Origin of the sequence: Streptomyces sp. NPDC000229, assembly GCF_040300825.1 — a bacterium.
GTDB lineage: Bacteria > Actinomycetota > Actinomycetes > Streptomycetales > Streptomycetaceae > Streptomyces.
In genome coordinates, this window is sequence record NZ_JBEPEL010000003.1 from 1 (window position 1) to 23,444 (window position 23,444).

Genomic DNA, 23,444 nt, shown 5'->3' on the forward strand with positions numbered 1-23,444 from the left:
AACGACTCGTACTCCGCGGCCGCCCGCGCCAGTTCCGCCGTCTCCGCCGCCGTCGTCTCGTGGTCGCCCACCGGGGACTCGCCCGCCGTACCGTTTCGTCGGCGGTCGCATCGCCGCAGGTAAAGCGCCATCTGTGCCCATCGCGCCGCGGCGCGATGGGCACGGCGCGTTCTTAAGAGCCTCTTGGCCGGCCGTGCAACCCTTTGGGCCGCTCCACCGTCTGACAGGCCGAGTGAACAGCGCCTGAGTGCCACAGGTGGGGGTAGCGGAACCAGCGAGGACTCGAGGAGACCATGGCCGAGCAGGGCAGCAGGACCAGCCGAATACGAGCCACCGGGCGCCGCCGCAGGCCCGGCAAGGGGCGCAGGGCGGTCACCGTCGCCGCCTGGTCCGCCGCCGGACTGGTGCTGGTCAGCGGGTGCGGACTCGGTTACGTGTACTTCACGCTCAACGGCAACATCGACAGCGTCGACATCAACAGCCAGCTGCGCGACGACGACCGCCCGCAGAACGTCGACAACGGCTCCATGGACATCCTGGTCCTCGGCTCCGACACCCGGGCCGGCGCCAACGGCGAGTACGGCAGGGACGAGGGCGCCGCCCGCTCCGACACCGCGATGATCCTGCACGTGTACGAGGGCCACAAGAAGGCGAGCGTGGTCTCCGTACCGCGCGACACGATCGTCGAGCGGCCGGACTGCACCGACAGGACCGGCGCGAGAGTCCCGGGGCAGCGCAAGGCCATGTTCAACACGGCGTACGAGGCCGGCGGCCCGGCCTGCGCGGTGAAGACGGTCGAGAAGATGTCCGGCATCCGCATGGACCACTACATCGAGGTCGACTTCACCGGCTTCAAGAAGCTCATCGACGAGCTCGGCGGCGTCGAGGTCACCACCACCAAGGCCATCAAGGACAAGAGCAGCCACCTCGACCTGGCGCCGGGCACCCACACCCTCTCCGGCGAGCAGTCCCTCGGCCTGGTCCGCACCCGCAAGGGCGTCGGCGACGGCAGCGACCTCGGCCGGATACAGCTCCAGCAGGCCTTCATGAAGGCCTTCATCGAGCAGGCCAAGAGCGTCGGCGTCTTCACCAACCCGAAGAAACTGTGGGGCGTCGCCGACACCGCGACCAAGGCGATCAGGCCCGACTCGGAGCTCGACTCCGTCAAGGAGCTCGCCGACTTCGCCCGCGGGCTCGGGCAGCTCGGCGCCGACGACGTCCACATGATCACGCTGCCGGTGCAGTACGACCCCGCCGACCTCAACCGGGTCATACCGCTGCAGGCCCAGTCCCAGCAGGTCTGGGCGGCCCTCAAGGCCGACCGGCCGATCCCCGCCTCCGCCACCGAGGACACCGCCAAGGGTCAGGCGGACGGAGTGGTGAAGTAGCCCCGGAATAGATCCGGCCACCCCCCGGTTTTGGGAGATACGGCCGGTCCTGGCAGACTGGTACGTCGGCCCCGGTTCACGCACGCGCAGCCCGCACGTGCGACCCGGCGCCCTCCCGAAACTAGGAGACACCTTGAAGCGCGACATCCACCCCGAGTACGTCGAGACGCAGGTCAGCTGCACCTGTGGCGCGTCGTTCACCACCCGTAGCACGATCCAGGGCGGCAACATCCGTGCCGAGGTCTGCTCCGAGTGCCACCCGTTCTACACGGGCAAGCAGAAGATCCTCGACACCGGTGGCCGTGTGGCCCGCTTCGAGGCCCGCTTCGGCAAGAAGGCTGCTGCCGCCAAGTAGCGAGCCACTGCGCCGGTCTCCGGCCGCCCCGCGAGTGGGGGCGGCCGGGACCGGCGCTTTGCCGTCTTCCACAGCAGCCATTTCGTTGACACCAGGAGCCCGTGATGTTCGAGGCGGTCGAGGAACTGATCGGCGAGCACGCCGATCTCGAGAAGAAGCTTGCCGACCCTTCGGTCCACGCCGATCAGGCCAACGCCCGCAAGCTCAACAAGCGCTACGCCGAGCTGACCCCGATCGTCGCCACGTACCGCTCCTGGAAGCAGACCGGTGAGGACATCGGGACCGCCCGTGAGTACGCGCAGGTCGACCCCGACTTCGCCGCCGAGGTCAAGGAGCTGGAGAAGCAGCGCGAGGAGCTGACCGACAAGCTGCGGCTGCTGCTCGTCCCGCGCGACCCCAGCGACGACAAGGACGTCATCCTGGAGATCAAGGCGGGCGCGGGCGGCGACGAGTCCGCCCTGTTCGCCGGCGACCTGCTGCGCATGTACCTGCGGTACGCCGAGCGCGTCGGCTGGAAGACCGAGATCATCGACGCCACCGAGTCCGAGCTCGGCGGCTACAAGGACGTCCAGGTCGCCGTGAAGACCAAGGGCGGCCAGGGCGCCACCGAGCCCGGCCAGGGCGTCTGGGCGCGGCTGAAGTACGAGGGCGGGGTGCACCGCGTGCAGCGCGTGCCCGCCACCGAGTCGCAGGGCCGTATCCACACCTCCGCCGCCGGTGTCCTGGTGACGCCGGAGGCGGAGGAGATCGACGTCGAGATCCACGCCAACGACCTGCGCATCGACGTCTACCGGTCCTCCGGCCCCGGCGGCCAGTCCGTCAACACCACCGACTCCGCCGTACGCATCACCCACCTGCCGACCGGCATCGTCGCCTCCTGCCAGAACGAGAAGAGCCAGCTCCAGAACAAGGAGCAGGCCATGCGTATCCTGCGCTCCAGGCTTCTCGCCGCCGCGCAGGAGGAGGCCGAGAAGAACGCCGCGGACGCGCGCCGCAGCCAGGTGCGTACCGTCGACCGGTCCGAGAAGATCCGGACGTACAACTTCCCGGAAAACCGGATCTCGGACCACCGGGTCGGATTCAAGGCGTACAACTTGGACCAGGTGCTCGACGGTGAGCTCGACGCGGTGATCCAGGCGTGCGTCGACGCCGACTCCGCCGCGAAGCTCGCCGCCGCCCAGTAACACCCGACCGCGTAAAGACCCTGCAGCCCGGAGGACCAGCGTGCAGCAACATTTTGGGGGGCGACCCCCAAGCCCCCGCAGTGTGCTGCTTGCCGAGGTGGCCCAGGCCACCCAGCGGCTGGCCGACGCCGGCGTGCCGTCACCGCGCTTCGACGCGGAGGAGCTCGCCGCGTTCGTGCACGGCGTCAAGCGGGGAGAGCTGCACAACGTCAAGGACGCGGACTTCGACGCCCGCTACTGGGAGGCCGTCGCCCGCCGCGAGAACCGGGAGCCGCTCCAGCACATCACCGGCCGGGCGTTCTTCCGCTACCTGGAGCTCCAGGTCGGACCCGGCGTCTTCGTGCCCCGCCCCGAGACCGAGTCGGTCGTCGGCTGGGCCATAGACGCCGTACGGGCGATGGACGTCGTCGAGCCGCTGATCGTCGACCTGTGCTCCGGCTCCGGCGCCATCGCGCTCGCCATGGCCCAGGAGGTGCCGCGTTCACGCGTGCACGCCGTGGAGCTGTCCGAGGACGCCCTGGTGTGGACCCGCAAGAACGCCGAGGGGTCCAGGGTCACCGTCCACCAGGGCGACGCCCTGACGGCCCTCCCCGAGCTCGACGGCCAGGTCGACCTGGTCATCTCCAACCCCCCGTACATCCCCCTCACCGAGTGGGAATACGTCGCGCCCGAGGCCCGCGACCACGACCCGGAGATGGCGCTCTTCTCCGGCGAGGACGGCCTCGACACCATCCGCGGCATCGAACGCACCGCCCACCGGCTGCTGCGCCCCGGCGGCCTCGTCGTCGTCGAGCACGCCGACACCCAGGGCGGCCAGGTGCCGTGGATCTTCAACGAGGAGGCCGGCTGGACGGACGCCGCCGACCACCCCGACCTGAACAACCGCCCGCGCTTCGCGACCGCGCGCAAGGCGACCCCATGACGAAGCACGTGTACGAGGAGGCCTGCTAAATGGCTCGGCGATACGACTGCAACGACGCGACCGACCGCACGACCGGCCTCCGTGAGGCCGCGTCCGCCGTCCGCCGCGGAGAGCTCGTCGTGCTGCCCACCGACACCGTGTACGGGATCGGTGCGGACGCCTTCAGCGCGGAGGCCGTCGCGGACCTGCTGGAGGCCAAGGGGCGCGGCCGCAACATGCCCACCCCTGTCCTGATCGGCTCCCCGAACACCCTGCACGGCCTCGTCACCGACTTCTCCGAGCAGGCCTGGGAGCTCGTCGACGCGTTCTGGCCGGGCGCTCTGACGCTGGTCGCCAAGCACCAGCCGTCGCTCCAGTGGGACCTCGGCGACACCCGCGGCACCGTCGCGATCCGGATGCCGCTGCACCCGGTCGCCATCGAGCTGCTGACCGAGGTCGGCCCGATGGCCGTCTCGTCGGCCAACCTGACCGGCCACCCGTCGCCGGAGGACTGCGACGCCGCGCAGGGCATGCTCGGCGACTCCGTGTCGGTGTACCTGGACGGCGGCCCGACGCCGGGCATCGTCCCGTCGTCGATCGTCGACGTCACCGGCGAGGTCCCGCTCCTGCTGCGCGCGGGCGCCCTGTCCGTGGACGAGCTGCGCAAGGTGGTACCCGACCTCGAGGTGGCCAATTGACCGCCCCTGAGGGGCGTGGCATAGGCACGGATGGCTCGTTCCGCATCCTCCACGTCAGCACCGGCAACGTCTGCCGCTCGCCGATCACCGAGCGGCTGACCCGCCATGCCCTGTGCGACCGCCTGGGCGACCCCATGGGCGGCGGCCTGATCGTGGAGAGCGCCGGTACCTGGGGCCACGAGGGCGCCCCCATGGAGGCCAACGCCGAGCTCGTCCTCGCCGACTTCGGCGCGGACGCCAGCGGGTTCGTCGGCCGCGAGCTCCTCGACGAGCACGTCATCCGTGCCGACCTGGTGCTGACGGCGACCCGCGACCACCGTGCCCAGGTCATCTCGATGGGCCACTCGGCGGGGCTGCGCACCTTCACCCTGAAGGAGTTCACCCGCCTCGTACGGGCGATAGATCCGGCCACTTTGCCGGACCCCCTCAGCGACGGCATGGTCGAACGCGCCCGCGCCCTGGTCCGGGCCGCCGCCGCTCTACGCGGGTGGCTCCTGGCCCCCAGCGCGGAAGCGGACGAGGTCAACGACCCGTACGGCGCCCCCATCACCTTCTTCCGCTCCATCGGCGACGAGATCCAGCAAGCACTGGACCCGGTGGTCACGGCCCTGACGGGCGTGCCGACCAAGCGTTGACGGCGCGCTGAGCGGTCCGCGGGCCTACATTGGGTGTGACGGGGCCCGCCCACGCCTGGAGCCACTGATGCCGGTTATTGGTGTTGCCGCCGATGTGCGTGCCTCGAACGCGTACGGGGCGGATGCCGACGTCCTGCGACGGCAGGATCCCGAGATCGCCGACGTGCTGGCGGGGGAGGGGCGGCGGCAGGCCGACAGCCTGCAGCTGATCGCCGCCGAGAACTTCGCCTCGCCCGCCGTGCTGGCCGCCCTCGGGTCACCGCTCGCCAACAAGTACGCCGAGGGGTATCCCGGCGCCCGCTACCACGGCGGCTGCGAGTACGTGGACACCGCCGAGCGGATCGCCGTCCAGCGGGCCACCGCCCTCTTCGGGGCCGAGCACGCCAACGTCCAGGCGCACTCCGGCTCCTCCGCCGTCCTCGCGGCGTACGCGGCGCTGCTGCGGCCGGGGGACACCGTGCTGGCGATGGGCCTGGCGTACGGCGGCCATCTGACCCACGGGTCGCCGGCCAACTTCTCCGGCCGCTGGTTCGACTTCGTCCCGTACGGCGTGGACGCCGAGTCCGGGCTCATCGACTACGAGCAGGTCCGGGTCCTCGCGCACGAGCACCGCCCGAAGGCGATCGTATGTGGCTCGATCTCGTACCCCCGGCACATCGATTACGCCGAATTCCGCGAGATCGCCGACGAGGTCGGGGCCTGCCTCATCGCCGATGCCGCCCACCCCATCGGCCTCGTCGCTGGCGGGGCCGCGCCCAACCCCGTGCCGTACGCCGATGTCGTCTGCGCGACGACGCACAAGGTGCTGCGCGGGCCGCGCGGTGGCCTGCTCCTGTGCGGCGGCGAGCTCGCGGAGCGCATCGACCGTGCGGTGTTCCCGTTCACGCAGGGCGGCGCCCAGATGCACACGATCGCCGCCAAGGCGGTGGCCTTCGGGGAGGCGGCGACGCCGGAGTTCGCCGCGTACACCCATCGGGTGGTCGTCAACGCGCGGGCGCTGGCGGACGCGCTCGCCCAGGAGGGCTTCGCCATCACCACGGGCGGCACCGACACCCACCTGATCACCGCCGACCCGGCGCCGCTCGGCGTCGACGGACGCGTCGCCCGGGCCCGGCTCGCGGCCGCGGGCATCGTGCTGGACACCTGCGCCCTGCCGTACGGGGACGGGCGCGGCATCCGGTTCGGGACGGCCGCCGTGACGACCCAGGGGATGGGCGCCGCCGACATGGAGCGGATCGCCGCCCTGTTCACGGCGGCGCTGCGCGAGGACCCCGACACGGCCGGAGCGGCCGGGAAGGTCCGTGCCGAGGTACGGGAACTGGCGATGCGATTTCCACCGTATCGGGGGTAGAAGGGCAGCCGTGCAACCGTCGACGGCACCCGTGTGTCCTCAACCATGGGGACGGCAGAGCTAGGGTGTGGGGCTGAGATGGCCAGCGATTCCTGTGGGGCAGCCCGTGCGTGATTACCTGCTGACGCTCTGTGTCACGGCCGCGGTGACCTATCTGCTGACCGGTCCGGTGCGGAAGTTCGCCATCGCGGCCGGAGCGATGCCGGAGATCCGCGCCCGCGACGTGCACCGAGAACCGACGCCGCGGCTCGGCGGCATCGCCATGTTCTTCGGGCTGTGCGCGGGGCTGCTGGTCGCGGACCACCTGACGAACCTCAACAGCGTCTTCGAGCTGTCCAACGAACCACGCGCGCTGCTCTCCGGCGCCGCCCTGATCTGGCTGATCGGCGTCCTGGACGACAAGTTCGAGATCGACGCCCTGATCAAGCTCGGCGGCCAGATGATCGCCGCGGGCGTGATGGTCATGCAGGGTCTGACGATCCTGTGGCTGCCCATCCCCGGTGTCGGCACGGTCGCGCTCACCCAGTGGCAGGGCACGCTTCTGACCGTCGCCCTGGTCGTCATCACCATCAACGCGGTGAACTTCGTCGACGGCCTCGACGGCCTGGCCGCCGGCATGGTGTGCATCGCGGCCGCCGCGTTCTTCCTGTACGCCTACCGCATCTGGTACGGCTTCACGATCGAGGCCGCCGCCCCGGCGACGCTGTTCGCGGTGATCCTGATGGGCATGTGCCTGGGCTTCCTGCCGCACAACATGCACCCGGCGCGCATCTTCATGGGCGACTCCGGCTCGATGCTGATCGGCCTGGTGCTGGCCGCCTCCGCGATCTCGATCACCGGCCAGGTCGACCCGGACGCGCTGAAGATCTTCGAGGGCTCGACCCGTGAGGCCACGCACGCCGCGCTGCCGGTCTTCATCCCGCTGCTGCTGCCGCTGACCATCATCGCGATCCCGGTGGCCGACCTGGTGCTGGCCATCGTGCGCCGCACCTGGAACGGCCAGTCGCCGTTCGCGGCCGACCGGGGCCACCTGCACCACCGGCTGCTGGAGATCGGGCACTCGCACAGCCGGGCGGTGCTGATCATGTACTTCTGGTCGGCGCTGATCGCCTTCGGCACCCTGGCGTACTCGGTGCACTCGGCGTCGATGTGGATCGTGCTGGTGATCGTCGCGCTCAGCGCGATCGGGCTCGTACTCCTGCTGCTGCCGCGCTTCACACCGCGCGCCCCGCGCTGGGCGGAGGCCTTCGTCCCGCCGCGCTACCGCCGGCGCCAGGTGCGTCCGGCGGCCGAGGCGGCGGAGGCGGCGGAGCCGTCCTCCTCGTACGAAGAGGACGAGGACGAGGAGCGCGTGCCGGTCCCGGCGGGAGTCAACGGAGCGACCGCCCTCAGTGCCCTCACCGAGCTCCCCGACCGGCGGAAGGCCGGAACGCGCGGTTGACGAACGCCTTCGGTGGGTCCATTACCAGACAAACCGGCTCACCGTCCTGCACACACGCGCAGGGTCACTCTCATGTGTGAGAGTGGGCACACCTCCGGGTAAAGACCTCATCAAATAGTTTGTGATACCGTTCACGAGACCCGGCGACAGAGCCGAAGGACCGTAGTGCGACGGTTCCTCGGCCCCCGAGAGCACGCCTCGGACCGGGCTTACGCTCGTCCATGACGACACCACTGCCCCCACCAGCAAGCGGAGATGCCGCCATGCCGTCCAACGACGCACGCACCCTCCTGTACGCCGCTGTACCCACTCTCGCCACCGGCGCTGTTGCCACCGTGGTGAGCGGTGTGGTCGCCGGCGGCAAGGGTGCTGTCGGCGCCGTGGCCGGCACGCTCGTGGTCGTCCTCTTCATGGGGATCGGGCTGGTGGTGCTCCAGCGGACGGCCAAGTCGCTGCCGCAGCTGTTCCAGGCCATGGGGCTGATGCTCTACATGGCCCAGCTGCTGCTGCTGTTCATGCTCATGGCCTTGCTGAAGAACACCACGCTGTTCGACTTCAAGGCCTTTGCCTTCACGCTGCTCGCGGCGACCATCGTCTGGGTCGCGGCCCAGGCCCGCGCCTACATGAAGGCCAAGATCCTCTACGTGGATCCTTCGTCCGACAAGGGTGAGAAGCCCGAGAAGACTGGGCCGTCGACGTGAGGAGTAGGGCCGGGATAAACGCGCGTTCGCGATGCTGCTATCGTCCGGTGCCAACTGCGGCACTGCGGGCGCGGCCATCCGAGCTGACGCCTGTCCCAGCGCGAGGCTCGACGCCGAACCGCCGCCCCCCCATCCGTAAGACCAGTCCAGTGCCGACCCGCGGCTGCGTGCCGCGCCGACACAACGAGGTTGCCGTACCTATGCGCCACGCTGAAGGAGCCCGCGGTGAGTGCTGACCAGACGCTTGCCTTCGACCCGAGCTGTCACCTCTTCATCGAGGGATGTGGCTTCCCGGCACCGGGCCTCCACTCGTTCATCTACGAGCCCATCGCCACCGTGGCCGGCTTCGAGTTCACGAAGCCCATGCTGCTCGCGTTCCTGGGTTCGATCCTGATCGTCGCGTTCTTCTGGGCCGCCTTCGCGAAGCCGAAGCTGGTGCCCGGCAAGGTGCAGATGGTCGGTGAGGCCGGGTACGACTTCGTCCGCCGCGGCATCGTCTACGAGATCATCGGCAAGAAGGACGGCGAGAAGTACGTCCCCTTCATGGTGTCGCTGTTCTTCTTCGTCTGGATCCTGAACCTCTGGTCGATCATCCCGCTGGCCCAGTTCCCGGTCACCTCGCTGATCGCCTTCCCGGCCGCGCTCGCGCTGATCGTCTACGTGATGTGGGTCAGCCTGACCTTCAAGAAGCACGGCTTCGTGGGCGGCTGGAAGAACATCCTCGGCTACGACAAGAGCCTCGGTGCCATCCTTCCGCTGGTCATGGCCCTGGAGTTCCTCTCCAACCTGATCATCCGGCCCTTCACGCACGCGGTCCGGCTCTTCGCGAACATGTTCGCCGGCCACATGCTTCTCGTGATGTTCTCGCTGGCGAGCTGGTACCTGCTGAACGGCATCGGCATCGTCTACGCCGGCGCCTCCTTCGTGATGGTCGTCGTGATGACCGCCTTCGAGCTCTTCATCCAGGCCGTCCAGGCGTACGTCTTCGTCCTCCTGGCCTGCAGCTACGTACAGGGCGCGCTCTCCGAGCACCACTGAGCCAGCCCCTCCCTCAAGACCCCCAGTCATCCGGTGGCCAACCCCCACCGGGTCATTGAAAGAGAAGGAAGATCCGGCATGTCCGTTCTCCAGACCCTCGCCGCCGAGAACACCGTCTCCGGCAACATGAACGCTGTTGGCTACGGCCTCGCGGCCATCGGCCCCGGCGTCGGCGTCGGCATCATCTTCGGTAACGGCACCCAGGCCCTCGCCCGCCAGCCCGAGGCGGCCGGTCTGATCCGTACCAACCAGATCATGGGTTTCGCCTTCTGTGAGGCGCTCGCCCTCATCGGCATCGTCATGGGCTTCGTCTTCCAGTAAGCCGGACCGACAGCCCAACCCCTTTCACGGAAGGCACTGATGTGAACGCTCTGTTCCTTGCGGCGGCGGAGGAGCCTCAGCCTCCTATCGTCCCGCATCTCGACGAGCTCGTCATCGGCCTGATCGCCTTCGCCATCGTCTTCGGCTTCCTCGCCAAGAAGCTCCTCCCGAACATCAACAAGGTTCTGGAGCAGCGCCGCGAGGCGATCGAGGGTGGCATCGAGAAGGCCGAGTCGGCCCAGATCGAAGCCCAGAGTGTGCTGGAGCAGTACAAGGCTCAGCTCGCCGAGGCCCGCCACGAGGCCGCGCGGCTGCGTCAGGAGGCGCAGGAGCAGGGCACCGCGATCATCCAGGAGATGAAGGCGGAAGGCCAGCGCCAGCGCGAGGAGATCATCGCGGCCGGCCACGCCCAGATCGAGGCCGACCGCAAGGCCGCGGCGACCGCGCTGCGCCAGGACGTGGGCAAGCTCGCCACCGACCTGGCCGGCAAGCTGGTCGGCGAGTCCCTCGAGGACGTCGCCCGCCAGAGCCGCACCATCGACCGCTTCCTCGACGAGCTCGAGGAGAAGGCCGAGGCCGCCCGATGAACGGAGCGAGCCGCGAGGCACTGGCTGCCGCACGCGAGCGTCTCGACGCGCTGACCGACAACACGTCGGTCGACGTGGCGAAGCTCGCAGGTGACCTGGCCGCCGTTACCGCGCTGCTCGGCCGCGAGGTGTCGCTGCGTCGGGTCCTGACCGACCCGGCGCAGGCCGGCGAGGCCAAGGCCGAGCTCGCCACGCGACTGCTGAGCGGTCAGGTGGGCGGGGAAGCCGTCGACCTGGTCTCCGGCATGGTCCGGTCCCGCTGGTCGTACTCGCGTGACCTCGTCGACTCCCTCGAGGAGCTGGCGAACACCGCGGACCTCACCGCGGCCCAGCAGGCCGGCGCTCTCGACAACGTCGAGGACGAGCTGTTCCGGTTCGGCCGGATCGTCCAGTCGAGCACCGAGCTGCGGTCCGCGCTGACGGACAAGGCGGCCACCGTGTCCGCCAAGAGCGAGCTGCTGCGCAGCCTGCTCGGCGGCAAGGCCAACCCGGCCACCGAGCGGCTGATCGTCCGTCTCGTCACCCAGCCCCGGGGACGTAGCCTGGAGGCGGGACTCGAGTCCCTGTCCAAGCTCGCCGCGGCGCGCCGGGACCGGATGGTCGCGGTCGTCACCTCGGCGGTGCCGCTCAGCGACCAGCAGAAGCAGCGCCTCGGCGCCGTGCTGGCGAAGCTGTACGGCCGCCAGATGCACCTGAACCTGGACGTGGACCCCACGGTCCTCGGCGGGATCTCGGTGCGGGTCGGCGACGAGGTCATCAACGGCACCGTCGCAGGCCGCCTCGACGAGGCTGCCCGGCGACTGGCCGGCTGACCAGCACCAACTCAACAAGCGTTACCTACGGCCCGGTTGGGCCGTGCAGAGGATGCAGAAGTTCTGGGGGGAGCCCCCAGATCCCCCAAAGAAACTTCGGGCCCAACAAGGAGAGCAGGGAACCCAGATGGCGGAGCTCACGATCCGGCCGGAGGAGATCCGGGACGCGCTGGAGAACTTTGTCCAGTCGTACAAGCCGGACGCGGCCTCGCGCGAGGAGGTCGGTACGGTCAGCCTTGCCGGCGACGGCATCGCGAAGGTCGAGGGTCTGCCCTCGACCATGGCGAACGAGCTGCTGAAGTTCGAGGACGGCACCCTCGGCCTCGCCCTCAACCTCGAGGAGCGCGAGATCGGTGCCATTGTCCTCGGTGAGTTCAGCGGCATCGAGGAGGGCCAGCCGGTCACCCGCACCGGCGAGGTCCTGTCCGTCGCTGTCGGCGAGGGCTACCTGGGCCGGGTCGTCGACCCGCTCGGCAACCCGATCGACGGTCTCGGCGAGATCGCGACCGAGGGCCGCCGCGCCCTCGAACTGCAGGCACCCACGGTCATGCAGCGCAAGTCGGTGCACGAGCCGATGGAGACCGGCTACAAGGCCGTCGACGCCATGACCCCGATCGGCCGTGGTCAGCGTCAGCTGATCATCGGTGACCGTCAGACCGGCAAGACCGCCCTGGCCGTCGACACGATCATCAACCAGCGCGACAACTGGCGCTCGGGCGACCCCAAGAAGCAGGTCCGCTGCATCTACGTCGCCATCGGCCAGAAGGGCTCCACCATCGCGTCCGTGCGCGGCGCGCTGGAGGAGGCCGGTGCCCTGGAGTACACGACCATCGTCGCCGCCCCGGCGTCCGACCCGGCCGGCTTCAAGTACCTGGCGCCCTACACCGGCTCCGCCATCGGTCAGCACTGGATGTACCAGGGCAAGCACGTCCTGATCATCTTCGACGACCTGTCGAAGCAGGCCGACGCCTACCGTGCCGTCTCCCTGCTGCTGCGCCGCCCGCCGGGCCGTGAGGCCTACCCGGGTGACGTCTTCTACCTGCACTCGCGTCTGCTGGAGCGCTGCGCCAAGCTCTCCGACGACATGGGCGCCGGTTCGATGACCGGTCTGCCGATCGTCGAGACCAAGGCCAACGACGTCTCGGCGTTCATCCCGACCAACGTCATCTCCATCACCGACGGCCAGTGCTTCCTGGAGTCCGACCTGTTCAACGCCGGTCAGCGCCCGGCCCTGAACGTCGGTATCTCGGTCTCCCGTGTCGGTGGCTCCGCCCAGCACAAGGCGATGCGCCAGGTCTCCGGCCGTCTGCGCGTGGACCTCGCCCAGTTCCGTGAGCTGGAGGCGTTCGCCGCCTTCGGTTCCGACCTGGACGCCGCGTCGAAGGCTTCGCTGGAGCGCGGTAAGCGCATGGTCGAGCTGCTGAAGCAGCCGCAGTACCAGCCGATGCCGACCGAGAACCAGGTCGTCTCCGTCTGGGCCGGTACCACGGGCAAGATGGACGACGTGCCGGTCGGGGACATCCGCCGCTTCGAGTCGGAGCTGCTGGACTACCTGCACCGCGAGCACAAGCCGCTGATGACCTCGATCCGCGAGGGCGCGAAGATGTCGGACGACACCCTCACGGCCGTCGCCGACGCCATCGCCGCGTTCAAGAAGCAGTTCGAGACCTCGGACGGGAAGCTGCTGGCCGAGGACGCCCCGGCCGCCGCCAACGTCTCGAAGTGACGACGGAAGGGACCTGACTCATGGGAGCGCAGCTCCGGGTCTACAAGCGTCGCATCAAATCCGTCACGGCGACCAAGAAGATCACCAAGGCGATGGAGATGATCGCCGCCTCGCGCATCGTCAAGGCGCAGCGCAAGGTGGCGGCCTCCACGCCGTACGCGACCGAGCTCATCCGCGCGGTCACCGCGGTGGCCACCGGGTCGAACACCAAGCACCCGCTGACCACCGAGACGGACAACCCGACCCGGGCCGCGGTCCTGCTCATCACGAGCGACCGTGGTCTGGCCGGCGGCTACTCGTCCAACGCCATCAAGGCCGCGGACCAGCTCACCGCGCGGCTGCGGGGCGAGGGCAAGGAGGTCGACACGTACATCGTCGGCCGCAAGGGTGTCGCCTACTACGGCTTCCGCGAGCGCAAGGTCGCGGAGTCGTGGACCGGCTTCACCGACAGCCCGAGCTACGCGGACGCCAAGCAGGTCGCCGCACCGCTCATCGAGGCCGTCACCAAGGAGACGACCGAGGGCGGGGTCGACGAGCTGCACATCGTCTTCACGGAATTCGTGTCGATGATGACGCAGACGCCCGTGCAGAACCGGATGCTCCCGCTCAGCCTGGACAAGGCTGCGGAGGAGACGGGGACCAAGGGCGAGATCCTTCCGCTGTTCGACTTCGAGCCGTCGGCCGAGGACGTCCTCGACGCCCTGCTGCCGCGGTACGTCGAGAGCCGCATCTACAACGCACTGCTGCAGGCCGCCGCTTCCGAGCACGCTGCCCGCCGCCGCGCGATGAAGTCGGCGACCGACAACGCCGGAGACCTGATCAACAGCCTCTCCCGGCTTGCCAACGCGGCCCGCCAGGCCGAAATCACCCAGGAAATCAGCGAGATCGTCGGTGGCGCGAGCGCCCTGGCCGACGCGACCGCGGGGAGTGACAAGTAATGACCACCACTGTTGAGACGGCCACGGCGACGGGCCGCGTCGCGCGGGTCATCGGCCCGGTCGTCGACGTGGAGTTCCCCGTCGACGCGATGCCGGAGATCTACAACGCGCTGCACGTCGAGGTTGCCGACCCGGCCGAGGACGGCAAGAAGAAGACGCTGACCCTGGAGGTCGCCCAGCACCTGGGTGACGGCCTGGTCCGCACCATCTCGATGCAGCCCACCGACGGCCTGGTCCGCCAGGCCCCGGTGACCAACACGGGCGTCGGCATCTCGGTGCCGGTCGGCGACTTCACCAAGGGCAAGGTGTTCAACACCCTCGGTGAGGTGCTGAACCTCCCCGAGGAGAACGCCAACGTCGGTGAGCGCTGGCCGATCCACCGCAAGGCCCCCGACTTCGACCAGCTCGAGTCCAAGACCGAGATGTTCGAGACCGGCCTGAAGGTCGTCGACCTTCTCACCCCGTACGTCAAGGGTGGAAAGATCGGTCTGTTCGGTGGTGCCGGTGTCGGCAAGACCGTGCTGATCCAGGAAATGATCATGCGTGTCGCCAACCTCCACGAGGGCGTCTCCGTCTTCGCGGGCGTCGGCGAGCGCACCCGTGAGGGCAACGACCTCATCGCGGAGATGGAAGAGTCCGGCGTTCTGGACAAGACCGCCCTGGTCTTCGGCCAGATGGACGAGCCCCCGGGCACCCGTCTGCGCGTCGCCCTGGCCGGTCTGACCATGGCGGAGTACTTCCGCGATGTGCAGAAGCAGGACGTGCTCTTCTTCATCGACAACATCTTCCGGTTCACCCAGGCCGGCTCCGAGGTGTCCACCCTGCTCGGCCGTATGCCGTCCGCGGTGGGTTACCAGCCGAACCTGGCCGACGAGATGGGTCAGCTGCAGGAGCGCATCACCTCGACGCGCGGTCACTCGATCACCTCGATGCAGGCGATCTACGTCCCCGCGGACGACCTGACCGACCCGGCCCCGGCCACCACCTTCGCCCACCTCGACGCGACGACGGTTCTCTCCCGTCCGATCTCCGAGAAGGGCATCTACCCGGCCGTGGACCCGCTGGACTCCACTTCCCGGATCCTGGACCCGCGCTACATCGCGCAGGACCACTACGAGGCCGCCATGCGCGTCAAGGGGATCCTCCAGAAGTACAAGGACCTCCAGGACATCATCGCGATCCTCGGTATCGACGAGCTGGGCGAGGAGGACAAGCTCGTTGTCCACCGTGCCCGTCGCGTCGAGCGCTTCCTGTCCCAGAACACCCACGCCGCCAAGCAGTTCACCGGCGTGGACGGCTCGGACGTGCCGCTCGACGAGTCGATCGCCGCGTTCAACGCGATCTGCGACGGTGAGTACGACCACTTCCCCGAGCAGGCCTTCTTCATGTGCGGTGGTCTTGAGGACCTCAAGAAGAACGCCAAGGAGCTCGGCGTCTCCTGAGTCCCGTGACTCGTGAGGGGGGCGGGCGCGTCCCGCCCCCCTTCGTACGCCTCTGTTTGACCGAGGGGCCCGGCGTCTTCCGCGTCGGGCGCCCTACTAGACTTATGACCCAACACCCGGCACACGCCGGGTGGTGACCCGAGGAGCCACCCTTGGCTGCTGAGCTGCACGTCGAGCTGGTCGCCGCGGACCGGAGTGTCTGGTCCGGCGAGGCCACCCTGGTCATCGCGCGCACCACGTCCGGCGACATCGGCGTCATGCCCGGCCACCAGCCGCTGCTCGGTGTGCTGGAGTCGGGCCCGGTGACCATCCGTACGAGTGAGGGCGGGACTGTCGTCGCCGCTGTGCACGGCGGTTTCATCACGTTCGCGGACAACAAGCTGTCGCTGCTCGCCGAGATCGCCGAGCTGGCGGACGAGATCGACCCCCAGCGCGCCGAGCGTGCGCTGGAGCGCGCGAAGGCCGAGTCGGACGCCGCCGCCGAGCGGCGCGCCGAGGTCCGGCTGCGCGCGGTAGCGGTGCACTAAGCGCACCGCGCCGACAGTTGTGCCCTCAGCCGCGGCCCGGTCTGGAATCATCCAGACCGTGCCGCGGCTGAGGTCGATGCAGGTGCAGGTTGAATTCGCTGAACGAACGATGCGAGGAGGTCGGTGGAGATGTTCCTCGCTCTGCTGGTGAGCGCCCTGGTCGTCGCACTGGTGGTGATCGGGCTCTTCGTGTTCGGACTGCGCCGGCGGCTGATCCAGCGTTCCGGCGGCACCTTCGACTGCAGCCTGCGCTGGAACGTGCCGGACGAGGGTGACGTTTCCGGCAAGGGGTGGGTGTACGGCGTCGCCCGCTACAGCGGTGACCGGGTCGCCTGGTTCCGTGTCTTCTCGTACGCCCCCCGCCCGCGCCGCGTCCTGGAGCGCTCCGGCATCGAGGTGCTGGCGCGCCGGATGCCCGAGGGCGAGGAGGAGCTGGCGCTCCTTTCCGACTCGGTGGTGCTGGGCTGTCTGCACCACGGGCGCCATGTGGAGCTGGCGATGAGCGAGGACGCGCTCACCGGTTTCCTCGCCTGGCTGGAGGCGGCGCCTCCCGGGCAGAGGGTCAATGTGGCGTGAGCCCGGACATACCCCGGGTGGGGGCGGGCCAGTGCCATGTGTGGATCGCCGACGCCGTCCGCGTACCGTCGCCGTCGCTGCTGGAACTGCTCGACGCCCGTGAGCGGGCGCGGCATGACGCCTTCGTCCGGGAGACGGATCGCGCGCTGTACCTGACCGCTCACGCCTTGGCGCGCGAGGTCGTCGCGGCGCAGCTCGGGGTCGGTCCGCGCGAGGTGCGGTTCACCCAGGAGTGCCGGCACTGCGACCGGCCGGAGCCGCACGGGAAGCCGGGTGTGGCGGATTCCGCGCTGGAGCTGTCGCTGTCGCACTCGGGGGACCGGGTGGCGGTCGCGCTGTCGCTGGCCGGGCCGGTCGGTGTCGACATCGAGGAGGTCGGCGGCGAGGGCAGGGTGGCGGACCTGGCGCCGGTCGTCCTCGCGGAGGCGGAGCGCGCCGCGCTGGAGGGGTTGCCGGCGGAGGAGCGGACGCGGGGTTTCATCCGCTACTGGGCGCGGAAGGAAGCGGTGCTCAAGGCGACCGGGGACGGGCTGACGGTGGAGCCGGCGCTGCTCACGGTGAGCGCTCCGGACGCTCCGGCCGCGCTGCTGGAGTGGCGCAAGCGGGTGGAGCCGCACCCGCCGGTGCGGCTCCACGATGTCGACGCGGGTGACGGCTACCGGGCAGCGGTCGCCGTGCTGGGTGATCAGTGCCGGGTGGTGCGGCACGAAGTGGGGTACGGCGGGGACGGCACCCTAGTACCGGCCCCGCCGGGGGTGACTACTTCAGCCCGTTGCTGATGGCGCTGACCAGTTCGCCGTTGGCCGTGTCACCGCTGAACTCCCAGAAGAACGCGCCGCCCAGGCCCTGGTTCTTCGCCCAGCCCATCTTGGACGTGACGGTGGCCGGGGTGTCGTAGCTCCACCAGTTGGTGCCGCAGTGCGCGTACGCGGTTCCCGCGACGGTGCCGTTGGCGGGGCAAGTGTTCTTGAGGACCTTGTAGTCCTCGATGCCCTGCTCGTACGTGCCCTGCGCCGGGCCCGTGGCGGTGCCGCCGGGCTCCTTCTGCGTCACGCCGGTCCAGCCGCGGCCGTAGAAGCCGATGCCGAGGAGCAGCTTGGCGGACGGGACGCCCTTGGCCTTGAACTTGGCGATCGCCTCGGCGGAGTTGAAGCCCGCCTGCGGGATGCCCGGGTACGAGGTCAGCGGGGAGTGCGGGGCCGTCGGGCCCTTCGCCGCCCAGGCGCCGAAGAAGTCGTACGTCATCACGTTGTACCAGTCGATGTACTGCGCGGCACCGCCGTAGTCGGCCGCGTCGATCTTGCCGCCGGGGGAGGCGTCCGCGGTGACGGCGGCGGTGACCAGGTTGCCCGCGCCGAACTTGGCGCGCATGGCCTTCATCATGTTCGTGAAGGCGGCGGGACCGCTGGTGTCGCAGGACAGGCCGCAGGCGTTGGGGTACTCCCAGTCCAGGTCGATGCCGTCGAAGACGTCCGCCCAGCGCGGGTCCTCGACGAGGTCGTAGCAGGACTGGGCGAAGGCGGCCGGGTTCTGCACGGCCTGGCCGAAGCCGCCGGACCAGGTCCAGCCGCCGAACGACCACAGCACCTTGATGTGCGGGTACTGGGCCTTGAGCTTGCGCAGCTGGTTGAAGTTGCCGCGCAGCGGCTGGTCCCAGGTGTCGGCCTTGCCGTCGACGGACTGGTCGGCGGTGTAGGCCTTGTCGTAGTCGGCGAAGGCGTCACCGATGGTGCACTTGCCGTTCTGGACGTTGCCGAAGGCGTAGTTGATGTGCGTGATCTTGGACGCCGAACCGGAGGTCACCAGGTTCTTGACGTGGTAGTTGCGCCCGTAGACGCCCCAGTTGGTGAAGTAGCCGAGGTTCACCTTGGCGCCGGGGCCCGGTCCGGGGCCGGGGTCGGTGCCGCCACCGGTGGTGCGCACGGCTCGGGAGCCGCTGACCGGTCCGGTCTGGTCGGCGGTGTCCCGCGCCTGGACGGCGTACGAGTAGTCGGTCCCGGCCGTCAGGCCGGTGTTGGTGTACGTCAGGCCCGTCACCGTGGCGACCTTGACGCCGTCGCGCAGCACGTCGTAGTTCTTGACGCCCTTGTCGTCGGTGGCGGCGGTCCAGGTGAGCTTCACCGACGTGTTGGTGATCTCGGAGGCGCTGGGGGTGCCCGGGGCGGAGGGCGGGTTGTCACCGGGGACGGTGGGGCCGCCGTCGCACGATCCGCCGTTGAGCTTGCAGCCGGAGGGGGATCCGGTGCCGGTGCCGTTGAACCCGAAGGAGACGGAGGCGCCGGGGGCGAGAGTGCCGTTCCAGCCGACGTTCTTGGCGGTCCAGTGGGTGCCGCTGCTGGTGACGGTGGCGTCCCAGGCGGAGGTGACCGACGTACCGGAGGGGAAGTCCCATTCGACGGTCCAGGAGGACAGCGAAGTGGTGCCGGTGTTCTTCACCGTCCACTTGCCCTCGAAACCGGAGCCCCAGTCGGAGACCTTGGTGTACGTCGCGGTCGCCGAGGTGGCGGCCTGGGCGGGGGAGGCGAGGCCGACCATGGCGGCCAGCGGGAGCAGAAGGGCGGTCAGTCCGGCCGTGGCTCTGGCCCGGAACCTCGTTCTGCGCGGAAGTGCTTGAGTGCTCAACGGTGCTCCTCAAGGTGCGAACGGACAACGGTGGGGGTCCGTGAAAGGTGCGCGCCCGTGAGCGTAGGAAGGTCTGGACCAATCGTCAATAGGTCCAGACCATAGGTGTTTCCGCTTGTGTCAAACTCCCAACTCCTGAGCCAGCACCGCCGCTTGCACCCTGCTGCGCAGCTCCAGCTTCCCCAGCAGCCGGCTCACATGGGTCTTCACCGTCGCCTCCGCCATCTGAAGACGTACCGCGATCTCCGCGTTCGACAGCCCCTCGCCCAGGCACGACAGGACCTCCCGCTCCCGCCGGGTCAGCACGTCGAGCACCGCCGGATCAGGCGCGTTCTCCCCCCGTACCGGCCTCGTCGGCGCCGCGAACTCGGCGATCAGCCGGCGCGTCACCGCCGGGGCGATCAGACCCTCGCCGCGCGCCACCGTCCGTACCGCCTCGATCAGGTCCTTCGCGTCCGTGTTCTTCAGCAGGAACCCGGCCGCCCCGGCGCGCAGGGCCCCGAAGACGTACTCGTCCAGATCGAACGTCGTCAGGACCAGCACGTCGGCGAGGGACTCGCCCACCACCTGCCGAGTCGCCGACACCCCGTCGAGGCGCGGCATCTGAATGTCCATCAGCACCAGGTCGGGCCGGAGCTCACGCGTCAGCCGCACCGCCTCCTCGCCGTCCCCCGCCTCGCCCACCACCTCGATGTCGGGCGCGCTGCCCAGGATCAGGACCAGCCCGGCGCGCACCGCGCCCTGGTCCTCGGCCACGAGTACGCGTACACGAGGGGTTCCGGTCATGCCGATGGCTCCTTGTCGTCCGCCGCCACGGGCAGCTCCGCCCGTACCCGCCAGATCTTCTCGCCCTGGTTCTCGACCGGACCCGCCTCGAACACGCCGCCCAGCAGCGCGATCCGCTCCCGCATCCCCACCAGGCCCGCCCCCGAACCAGGCACCCGCGGGCCCGGCCGGGTACCGAAGGGGCTGGTCACCTGGACGGTCAGGGCGTGGTCGGCGGAGTGCAGCGTGACAGTCACCTCACCGGCGTCCGCGTGCTTGAGCGTGTTGGTCAGCGACTCCTGCACGATGCGGTACGCGGCGAGCTCGACGGGCGCGGGAAGCGGCTCGGCGTCCGGCGCCCGGTCGTCGACCAGCCGGAAGGTCAGGCCGCTCGCGGCGCCGTTCGCCCCGGCCTGGCGTACGAGGGCGTCCAGGCCGTCGAGGGTCGGCGCGGCGGCGGGCTCGTCGTGGCCGCTCGTGTCGCGCAGCAGACCGATCAGCCGGCGCATCTCGGCCAGGCCGTCGACGCTGTTCTCCCGGATGACGCCCAGCGCGTCGCGGGAGGTCTTGGGATCGTCGAGGGAGAGCGCGGCGGTGGAGTGGATGGCGATCGCGGACAGGTGGTTGGCCACCATGTCGTGCAACTCGCGCGCCATCCGCGACCGCTCGGCGATCACCGCCTCACGGCGGTCCATCTCGGCCAGCAGCGCGGTCTGCTCCGCCCGCAGCCGGGCCGTGTCGGCGGCCTGTCGGTGGTTGCGGACCACCGCGCCGGTGAGGGCGGGGAAGAACGTGATCAGCGCCGTGAGCACACCGATCAGCAGCGCCTCGGGGTCACGGAACCAGGCCAGGAACCCGAGCGTCACCAGGATCGTGATCAGCCCGGTGGTGACCGGGATGCGCCGGGCGGAGGCGGGTGTCCCGTACACCACGGCCGCGTACACGATGTCGGCGAACATCACGACCGTCATGATGTTGCCCCGGGTGAACTGGTCCGCGACGACCGCGACCGTGCCCATGAGCAGCGCCGTGCGCGGCAGGGTCCGGCGGACCAGCGCCAGCGCGGTCATCGCGACGAGCGGGACCAGTACCAGCAGGCCCCCGGGCAGCCCTCCGGCGGCCCTGCCCCGCGTGTACAGCCCGAACGACCACAGCAGCAGCCCGCAGGCCAGTCCGGCGGCGGCGATCAGCACGTCGTCGCGATGCGTACGGGGAAGTCTCACCCGTCCATCCAACACGCCGCGCGCCGCCCGGGCCTCCGCGTGCGGTCGGAGCGTCGACTACATCGAAAGATGCAGTACCGATTCGTCACCGGCGACGACGAATCGGCGCACGGCGGCCGGAAGGCTGGAGCGGTACCGGAGGGAGAGCGCCGTGGTCGTCACGCTCATCGTGATCTGTGAGGTCGGGTTCTGGGTGCTGCTGGTCACCGGACTGGCCGTCCGCTATCTGCTGAAGATGCCCCGTACGGGCGCGGCGCTGCTCCTGTGCGAACCGCTGCTGGAGGTCGTCCTGCTGGTCGTCACCGCGATGGACCTCAAGAGCGGCGCCGAGCCGAGCTGGAAGCACGGGCTGGCCGCGCTGTACATCGGCTACACAGTCGGCCACGGCCACCGCACCGTGAAGTGGCTCGACGGCCACGCCGCCCACCGCCTCGCAGGCGCCCCGCGTCCGGTCGGGCCGCCCCGCTACGGCATGGCCCGCGCCCGCCACGAGGGCCGCGTCTGGCTGGGCACGCTGGTCGGAGCGGCGGTCGCCACGGTCCTGCTGTGGCTGGCGATCCTGTACGTGGGCGACGCGAGCCGGACCAGTTCGCTGCGGAGCTGGATGGGCGCGGCATGGCGGACGGCCGGCCTCCACGGCCTGGTCGCCCTCTCGTACGCGATCTGGCCGAGGAAGGCCCCGGAGCCGGACCCCGGACCCCGCGAACCGGTCCGCGTGGAACGCCGCTAGCGCCCTGCCCGGCTCAGCGCTCCCCGCCGGGGACCCGCAGGACGTCGCCGACCTGCTCGTTGGCCGTCCGCGCCAGGATGCTGTGTTTCCCGGGGGGCGACCCCCGGACCCCCGGCAGGGGGCGTGGCCGCCTTGGTGTCAGCGTTCCCCGCCGGGGACCCACAGGACGTCGCCGACCTGCTTGTTGGCCGTCCGGGCCAGGATGAACAGCAGGTCGGAGAGGCGGTTGAGGTAGGTGGCCGTCAGGGCGTTCATCGTCTCGCCGTGGACCTCCAGCGCGGCCCACGTGGAGCGCTCGGCTCGGCGGACGACCGTGCACGCCTGGTGCAGCAGGGCCGCGCCCGGGGTGCCGCCCGGGAGGATGAAGGAGCGCAGCTTCTCCAGGTCCTCCAGGAACCGGTCGCAGTCCGCCTCCAGCTTGTCGATGTAGGACTGCTCCACCCGCAGCGGCGGGTACTTCGGGTCCTCGACGACCGGGGTCGACAGGTCCGCGCCCACGTCGAACAGGTCGTTCTGGACGCGGACGAGGACCTTGACGACCTCCTCGTCGAGGCTGCCCAGCGCGATCGCGGTGCCGATGACCGCGTTGGCCTCGTTGGCGTCGGCGTACGCCGCGATCCGCAGGTCCGTCTTGGCCGTGCGGCTCATGTCGCCGAGTGCCGTCGTGCCCTTGTCGCCGGTGCGGGTGTAGATGCGCGTCAGATTGACCATGCGGCCAGAGTAGTTACGCCCCGGCCTTCCGGAACACTCCTGTGCCCACCGTCACGGCCAGCGCCGCGAAACCCGCCGCGACCAGCACGCCGTACAGCATCGCGGCGCTCGCGTAGTCGCCCACGTACGCCGCCCGCACCGCGTCGACCATGTAGCGGAAGGGCATGAGGCGCGAGAGGACGTCGAGCCAGACAGGGGCCAGGGCCATCGGCAGCATCAGGCCCGACAGCAGCATCGACGGCATGCTCACGGCGTTGATGACCGGCCCGAACTCCTGCGGCTTCGACACCTTCAACGCCAGCGCGTACGACAGCGAGGCCAGCGCGACCGTCAGGACGGCGACGAAGGCGAACCCGATCAGGATCCCGCCCAGCGGCGCCCGCAGTCCCATCGCCACGGCCGCCAGGACCAGCAGTACCGCCTGGAGGACGAAGACCGCGGCGTCCCGCAGGACCCGGCCGAGCAGCAGCGCCAGCCGGCTGACCGGGGTGACCCGCATCCGTTCGACGACCCCCATCTGCTTCTCGATGATGATCGCGAAGCCCGCGAACGAGGCGCCGAAGAGACCGAGCTGGAGCAGCAGTCCGGGCACGAGGATCTGCCAGGAGTCGCCCTGGGTGCCGAGTGGCAGGTCGGTGAGCAGCGGGCCGAAGAAGAGCAGGTACAGCAGCGGCATCAGGACGCCGAAGAGCAACTGGAACGTGGAGCGCAGCGTCTGGCGGGCGTACCGCCCGAAGACGAGTGCGGTGTCGTGCAACAGCATCCGGGTCTC

The 23,444-nt window shown here is 69.7% G+C and carries 25 protein-coding genes; 20 read left to right on the plus strand and 5 right to left on the minus strand.

Going from position 1 to position 23,444, the window contains the following annotated elements; all coding sequences use genetic code 11:
• Window positions 1-293: 293 nt before the first annotated feature.
• From ABT360_RS02590 to ABT360_RS02680, 19 genes are all read left to right on the plus strand, one after another.
• Complete coding sequence (locus ABT360_RS02590) at window positions 294-1,388, plus strand: LCP family protein (protein WP_351809519.1); 1,095 nt, start codon at window positions 294-296, stop codon at window positions 1,386-1,388.
• 133 nt (window positions 1,389-1,521) lie between these two features.
• Window positions 1,522-1,743 carry a 50S ribosomal protein L31 gene (gene rpmE, locus ABT360_RS02595; protein WP_351809522.1) on the plus strand — a complete coding sequence of 74 codons (222 nt, stop codon included), beginning with the start codon at window positions 1,522-1,524 and terminating at the stop codon, window positions 1,741-1,743.
• Between the two features lie 104 nt (window positions 1,744-1,847).
• The gene (gene prfA / locus ABT360_RS02600; RefSeq protein ID WP_351809524.1) at window positions 1,848-2,927 is read left to right on the plus strand and encodes a peptide chain release factor 1; all 1,080 of its coding nucleotides are present in this window, start codon (window positions 1,848-1,850) and stop codon (window positions 2,925-2,927) included.
• Window positions 2,928-2,967: 40 nt separating this feature from the next.
• The gene (prmC, locus tag ABT360_RS02605) at window positions 2,968-3,849 is read left to right on the plus strand and encodes a peptide chain release factor N(5)-glutamine methyltransferase (RefSeq protein ID WP_351809527.1); all 882 of its coding nucleotides are present in this window, start codon (window positions 2,968-2,970) and stop codon (window positions 3,847-3,849) included.
• Window positions 3,850-3,878: 29 nt separating this feature from the next.
• On the plus strand, window positions 3,879-4,526 hold the full coding sequence (locus ABT360_RS02610; RefSeq protein WP_351809530.1) for an L-threonylcarbamoyladenylate synthase: 648 nt from the start codon (window positions 3,879-3,881) through the stop codon (window positions 4,524-4,526).
• Complete coding sequence (locus ABT360_RS02615; protein WP_351809533.1) at window positions 4,523-5,161, plus strand: arsenate reductase/protein-tyrosine-phosphatase family protein; 639 nt, start codon at window positions 4,523-4,525, stop codon at window positions 5,159-5,161. The genes ABT360_RS02610 and ABT360_RS02615 overlap by 4 nt, the downstream gene beginning before the upstream one ends.
• Window positions 5,162-5,228: 67 nt before the next feature.
• A complete protein-coding gene (gene glyA, locus ABT360_RS02620) occupies window positions 5,229-6,512 on the plus strand; it encodes a serine hydroxymethyltransferase (protein WP_351809536.1) in 1,284 nt (427 codons plus the stop codon).
• Between the two features lie 106 nt (window positions 6,513-6,618).
• On the plus strand, window positions 6,619-7,953 hold the full coding sequence (locus ABT360_RS02625; protein ID WP_351809539.1) for an MraY family glycosyltransferase: 1,335 nt from the start codon (window positions 6,619-6,621) through the stop codon (window positions 7,951-7,953).
• 263 nt (window positions 7,954-8,216) lie between these two features.
• The gene (locus ABT360_RS02630; protein ID WP_351809541.1) at window positions 8,217-8,654 is read left to right on the plus strand and encodes a hypothetical protein; all 438 of its coding nucleotides are present in this window, start codon (window positions 8,217-8,219) and stop codon (window positions 8,652-8,654) included.
• 225 nt (window positions 8,655-8,879) lie between these two features.
• On the plus strand, window positions 8,880-9,692 hold the full coding sequence (gene atpB, locus ABT360_RS02635; RefSeq protein ID WP_351809544.1) for a F0F1 ATP synthase subunit A: 813 nt from the start codon (window positions 8,880-8,882) through the stop codon (window positions 9,690-9,692).
• Window positions 9,693-9,770: 78 nt separating this feature from the next.
• Complete coding sequence (gene atpE, locus ABT360_RS02640; RefSeq protein ID WP_290111532.1) at window positions 9,771-10,013, plus strand: ATP synthase F0 subunit C; 243 nt, start codon at window positions 9,771-9,773, stop codon at window positions 10,011-10,013.
• A gap of 41 nt (window positions 10,014-10,054) precedes the next feature.
• Window positions 10,055-10,600, plus strand: a complete 546-nt coding sequence (locus tag ABT360_RS02645) for a F0F1 ATP synthase subunit B (protein WP_126883239.1) — start codon at window positions 10,055-10,057, stop codon at window positions 10,598-10,600.
• Window positions 10,597-11,412 carry a F0F1 ATP synthase subunit delta gene (locus tag ABT360_RS02650; RefSeq protein WP_351809547.1) on the plus strand — a complete coding sequence of 272 codons (816 nt, stop codon included), beginning with the start codon at window positions 10,597-10,599 and terminating at the stop codon, window positions 11,410-11,412. The genes ABT360_RS02645 and ABT360_RS02650 overlap by 4 nt, the downstream gene beginning before the upstream one ends.
• A gap of 127 nt (window positions 11,413-11,539) precedes the next feature.
• Window positions 11,540-13,138 (plus strand): F0F1 ATP synthase subunit alpha, encoded by a 1,599-nt coding sequence (atpA, locus tag ABT360_RS02655; protein ID WP_351809550.1) that lies wholly within the window; start codon window positions 11,540-11,542, stop codon window positions 13,136-13,138.
• Between the two features lie 20 nt (window positions 13,139-13,158).
• Window positions 13,159-14,076, plus strand: a complete 918-nt coding sequence (locus ABT360_RS02660; RefSeq protein WP_351809553.1) for a F0F1 ATP synthase subunit gamma — start codon at window positions 13,159-13,161, stop codon at window positions 14,074-14,076.
• Complete coding sequence (gene atpD / locus ABT360_RS02665) at window positions 14,076-15,518, plus strand: F0F1 ATP synthase subunit beta (protein WP_351809556.1); 1,443 nt, start codon at window positions 14,076-14,078, stop codon at window positions 15,516-15,518. Before ABT360_RS02660 ends, atpD begins: the two co-directional genes overlap by 1 nt.
• A 152-nt stretch (window positions 15,519-15,670) precedes the next feature.
• A complete protein-coding gene (locus ABT360_RS02670; RefSeq protein ID WP_073754366.1) occupies window positions 15,671-16,045 on the plus strand; it encodes a F0F1 ATP synthase subunit epsilon in 375 nt (124 codons plus the stop codon).
• Window positions 16,046-16,174: 129 nt separating this feature from the next.
• The gene (locus ABT360_RS02675; protein ID WP_351809559.1) at window positions 16,175-16,621 is read left to right on the plus strand and encodes a DUF2550 domain-containing protein; all 447 of its coding nucleotides are present in this window, start codon (window positions 16,175-16,177) and stop codon (window positions 16,619-16,621) included.
• Window positions 16,618-17,400, plus strand: coding sequence for a 4'-phosphopantetheinyl transferase family protein (locus ABT360_RS02680; protein ID WP_351809562.1), 783 nt, complete (start codon window positions 16,618-16,620; stop codon window positions 17,398-17,400). Before ABT360_RS02675 ends, ABT360_RS02680 begins: the two co-directional genes overlap by 4 nt.
• Here the strand turns inward: ABT360_RS02680 and ABT360_RS02685 are convergent.
• The 3 genes from ABT360_RS02685 to ABT360_RS02695 all read right to left on the minus strand — a co-directional run bounded on the left by ABT360_RS02685 (window position 17,381) and on the right by ABT360_RS02695 (window position 21,231).
• Complete coding sequence (locus ABT360_RS02685; protein WP_351809565.1) at window positions 17,381-19,243, minus strand: glycoside hydrolase family 18 chitinase; 1,863 nt, start codon at window positions 19,241-19,243, stop codon at window positions 17,381-17,383. The genes ABT360_RS02680 and ABT360_RS02685 overlap by 20 nt on opposite strands.
• A gap of 120 nt (window positions 19,244-19,363) precedes the next feature.
• Window positions 19,364-20,029, minus strand: a complete 666-nt coding sequence (locus ABT360_RS02690) for a response regulator transcription factor (RefSeq protein WP_351809567.1) — start codon at window positions 20,027-20,029, stop codon at window positions 19,364-19,366.
• A complete protein-coding gene (locus ABT360_RS02695) occupies window positions 20,026-21,231 on the minus strand; it encodes a sensor histidine kinase (protein WP_351809570.1) in 1,206 nt (401 codons plus the stop codon). The genes ABT360_RS02690 and ABT360_RS02695 overlap by 4 nt, the downstream gene beginning before the upstream one ends.
• 151 nt (window positions 21,232-21,382) lie before the next feature.
• Between ABT360_RS02695 and ABT360_RS02700 the strand changes: the two genes are divergently transcribed.
• A complete protein-coding gene (locus ABT360_RS02700) occupies window positions 21,383-21,961 on the plus strand; it encodes a hypothetical protein (protein ID WP_351809573.1) in 579 nt (192 codons plus the stop codon).
• Window positions 21,962-22,099: 138 nt separating this feature from the next.
• Here ABT360_RS02700 and ABT360_RS02705 read toward each other — a convergent pair whose 3' ends face one another.
• Both ABT360_RS02705 and ABT360_RS02710 read right to left on the minus strand, forming a co-directional pair.
• Entirely contained in the window at window positions 22,100-22,672 is a 573-nt protein-coding gene (locus ABT360_RS02705) for a cob(I)yrinic acid a,c-diamide adenosyltransferase (protein WP_351809576.1), read from the minus strand.
• A gap of 13 nt (window positions 22,673-22,685) precedes the next feature.
• On the minus strand, window positions 22,686-23,435 hold the full coding sequence (locus tag ABT360_RS02710; protein WP_351809579.1) for an ABC transporter permease: 750 nt from the start codon (window positions 23,433-23,435) through the stop codon (window positions 22,686-22,688).
• Window positions 23,436-23,444: the final 9 nt, after the last annotated feature.

Bases quoted from the DNA above. Each gene is read 5' to 3' on its own strand.
- atpE (WP_290111532.1), top strand. From the start codon at position 9,771: ATGTCCGTTCTCCAGACCCTCGCCGCCGAGAACACCGTCTCCGGCAAC.
- ABT360_RS02650 (WP_351809547.1), top strand. From the start codon at position 10,597: ATGAACGGAGCGAGCCGCGAGGCACTGGCTGCCGCACGCGAGCGTCTC.
- ABT360_RS02710 (WP_351809579.1), bottom strand. From the start codon at position 23,435: ATGCTGTTGCACGACACCGCACTCGTCTTCGGGCGGTACGCCCGCCAG.
- ABT360_RS02590 (WP_351809519.1), top strand. From the start codon at position 294: ATGGCCGAGCAGGGCAGCAGGACCAGCCGAATACGAGCCACCGGGCGC.
- glyA (WP_351809536.1), top strand. From the start codon at position 5,229: ATGCCGGTTATTGGTGTTGCCGCCGATGTGCGTGCCTCGAACGCGTAC.
- atpA (WP_351809550.1), top strand. From the start codon at position 11,540: ATGGCGGAGCTCACGATCCGGCCGGAGGAGATCCGGGACGCGCTGGAG.
- ABT360_RS02705 (WP_351809576.1), bottom strand. From the start codon at position 22,672: ATGGTCAATCTGACGCGCATCTACACCCGCACCGGCGACAAGGGCACG.
- ABT360_RS02675 (WP_351809559.1), top strand. From the start codon at position 16,175: ATGTTCCTCGCTCTGCTGGTGAGCGCCCTGGTCGTCGCACTGGTGGTG.
- prfA (WP_351809524.1), top strand. From the start codon at position 1,848: ATGTTCGAGGCGGTCGAGGAACTGATCGGCGAGCACGCCGATCTCGAG.
- ABT360_RS02610 (WP_351809530.1), top strand. From the start codon at position 3,879: ATGGCTCGGCGATACGACTGCAACGACGCGACCGACCGCACGACCGGC.
- ABT360_RS02630 (WP_351809541.1), top strand. From the start codon at position 8,217: ATGCCGTCCAACGACGCACGCACCCTCCTGTACGCCGCTGTACCCACT.
- atpD (WP_351809556.1), top strand. From the start codon at position 14,076: ATGACCACCACTGTTGAGACGGCCACGGCGACGGGCCGCGTCGCGCGG.
- ABT360_RS02660 (WP_351809553.1), top strand. From the start codon at position 13,159: ATGGGAGCGCAGCTCCGGGTCTACAAGCGTCGCATCAAATCCGTCACG.
- ABT360_RS02690 (WP_351809567.1), bottom strand. From the start codon at position 20,029: ATGACCGGAACCCCTCGTGTACGCGTACTCGTGGCCGAGGACCAGGGC.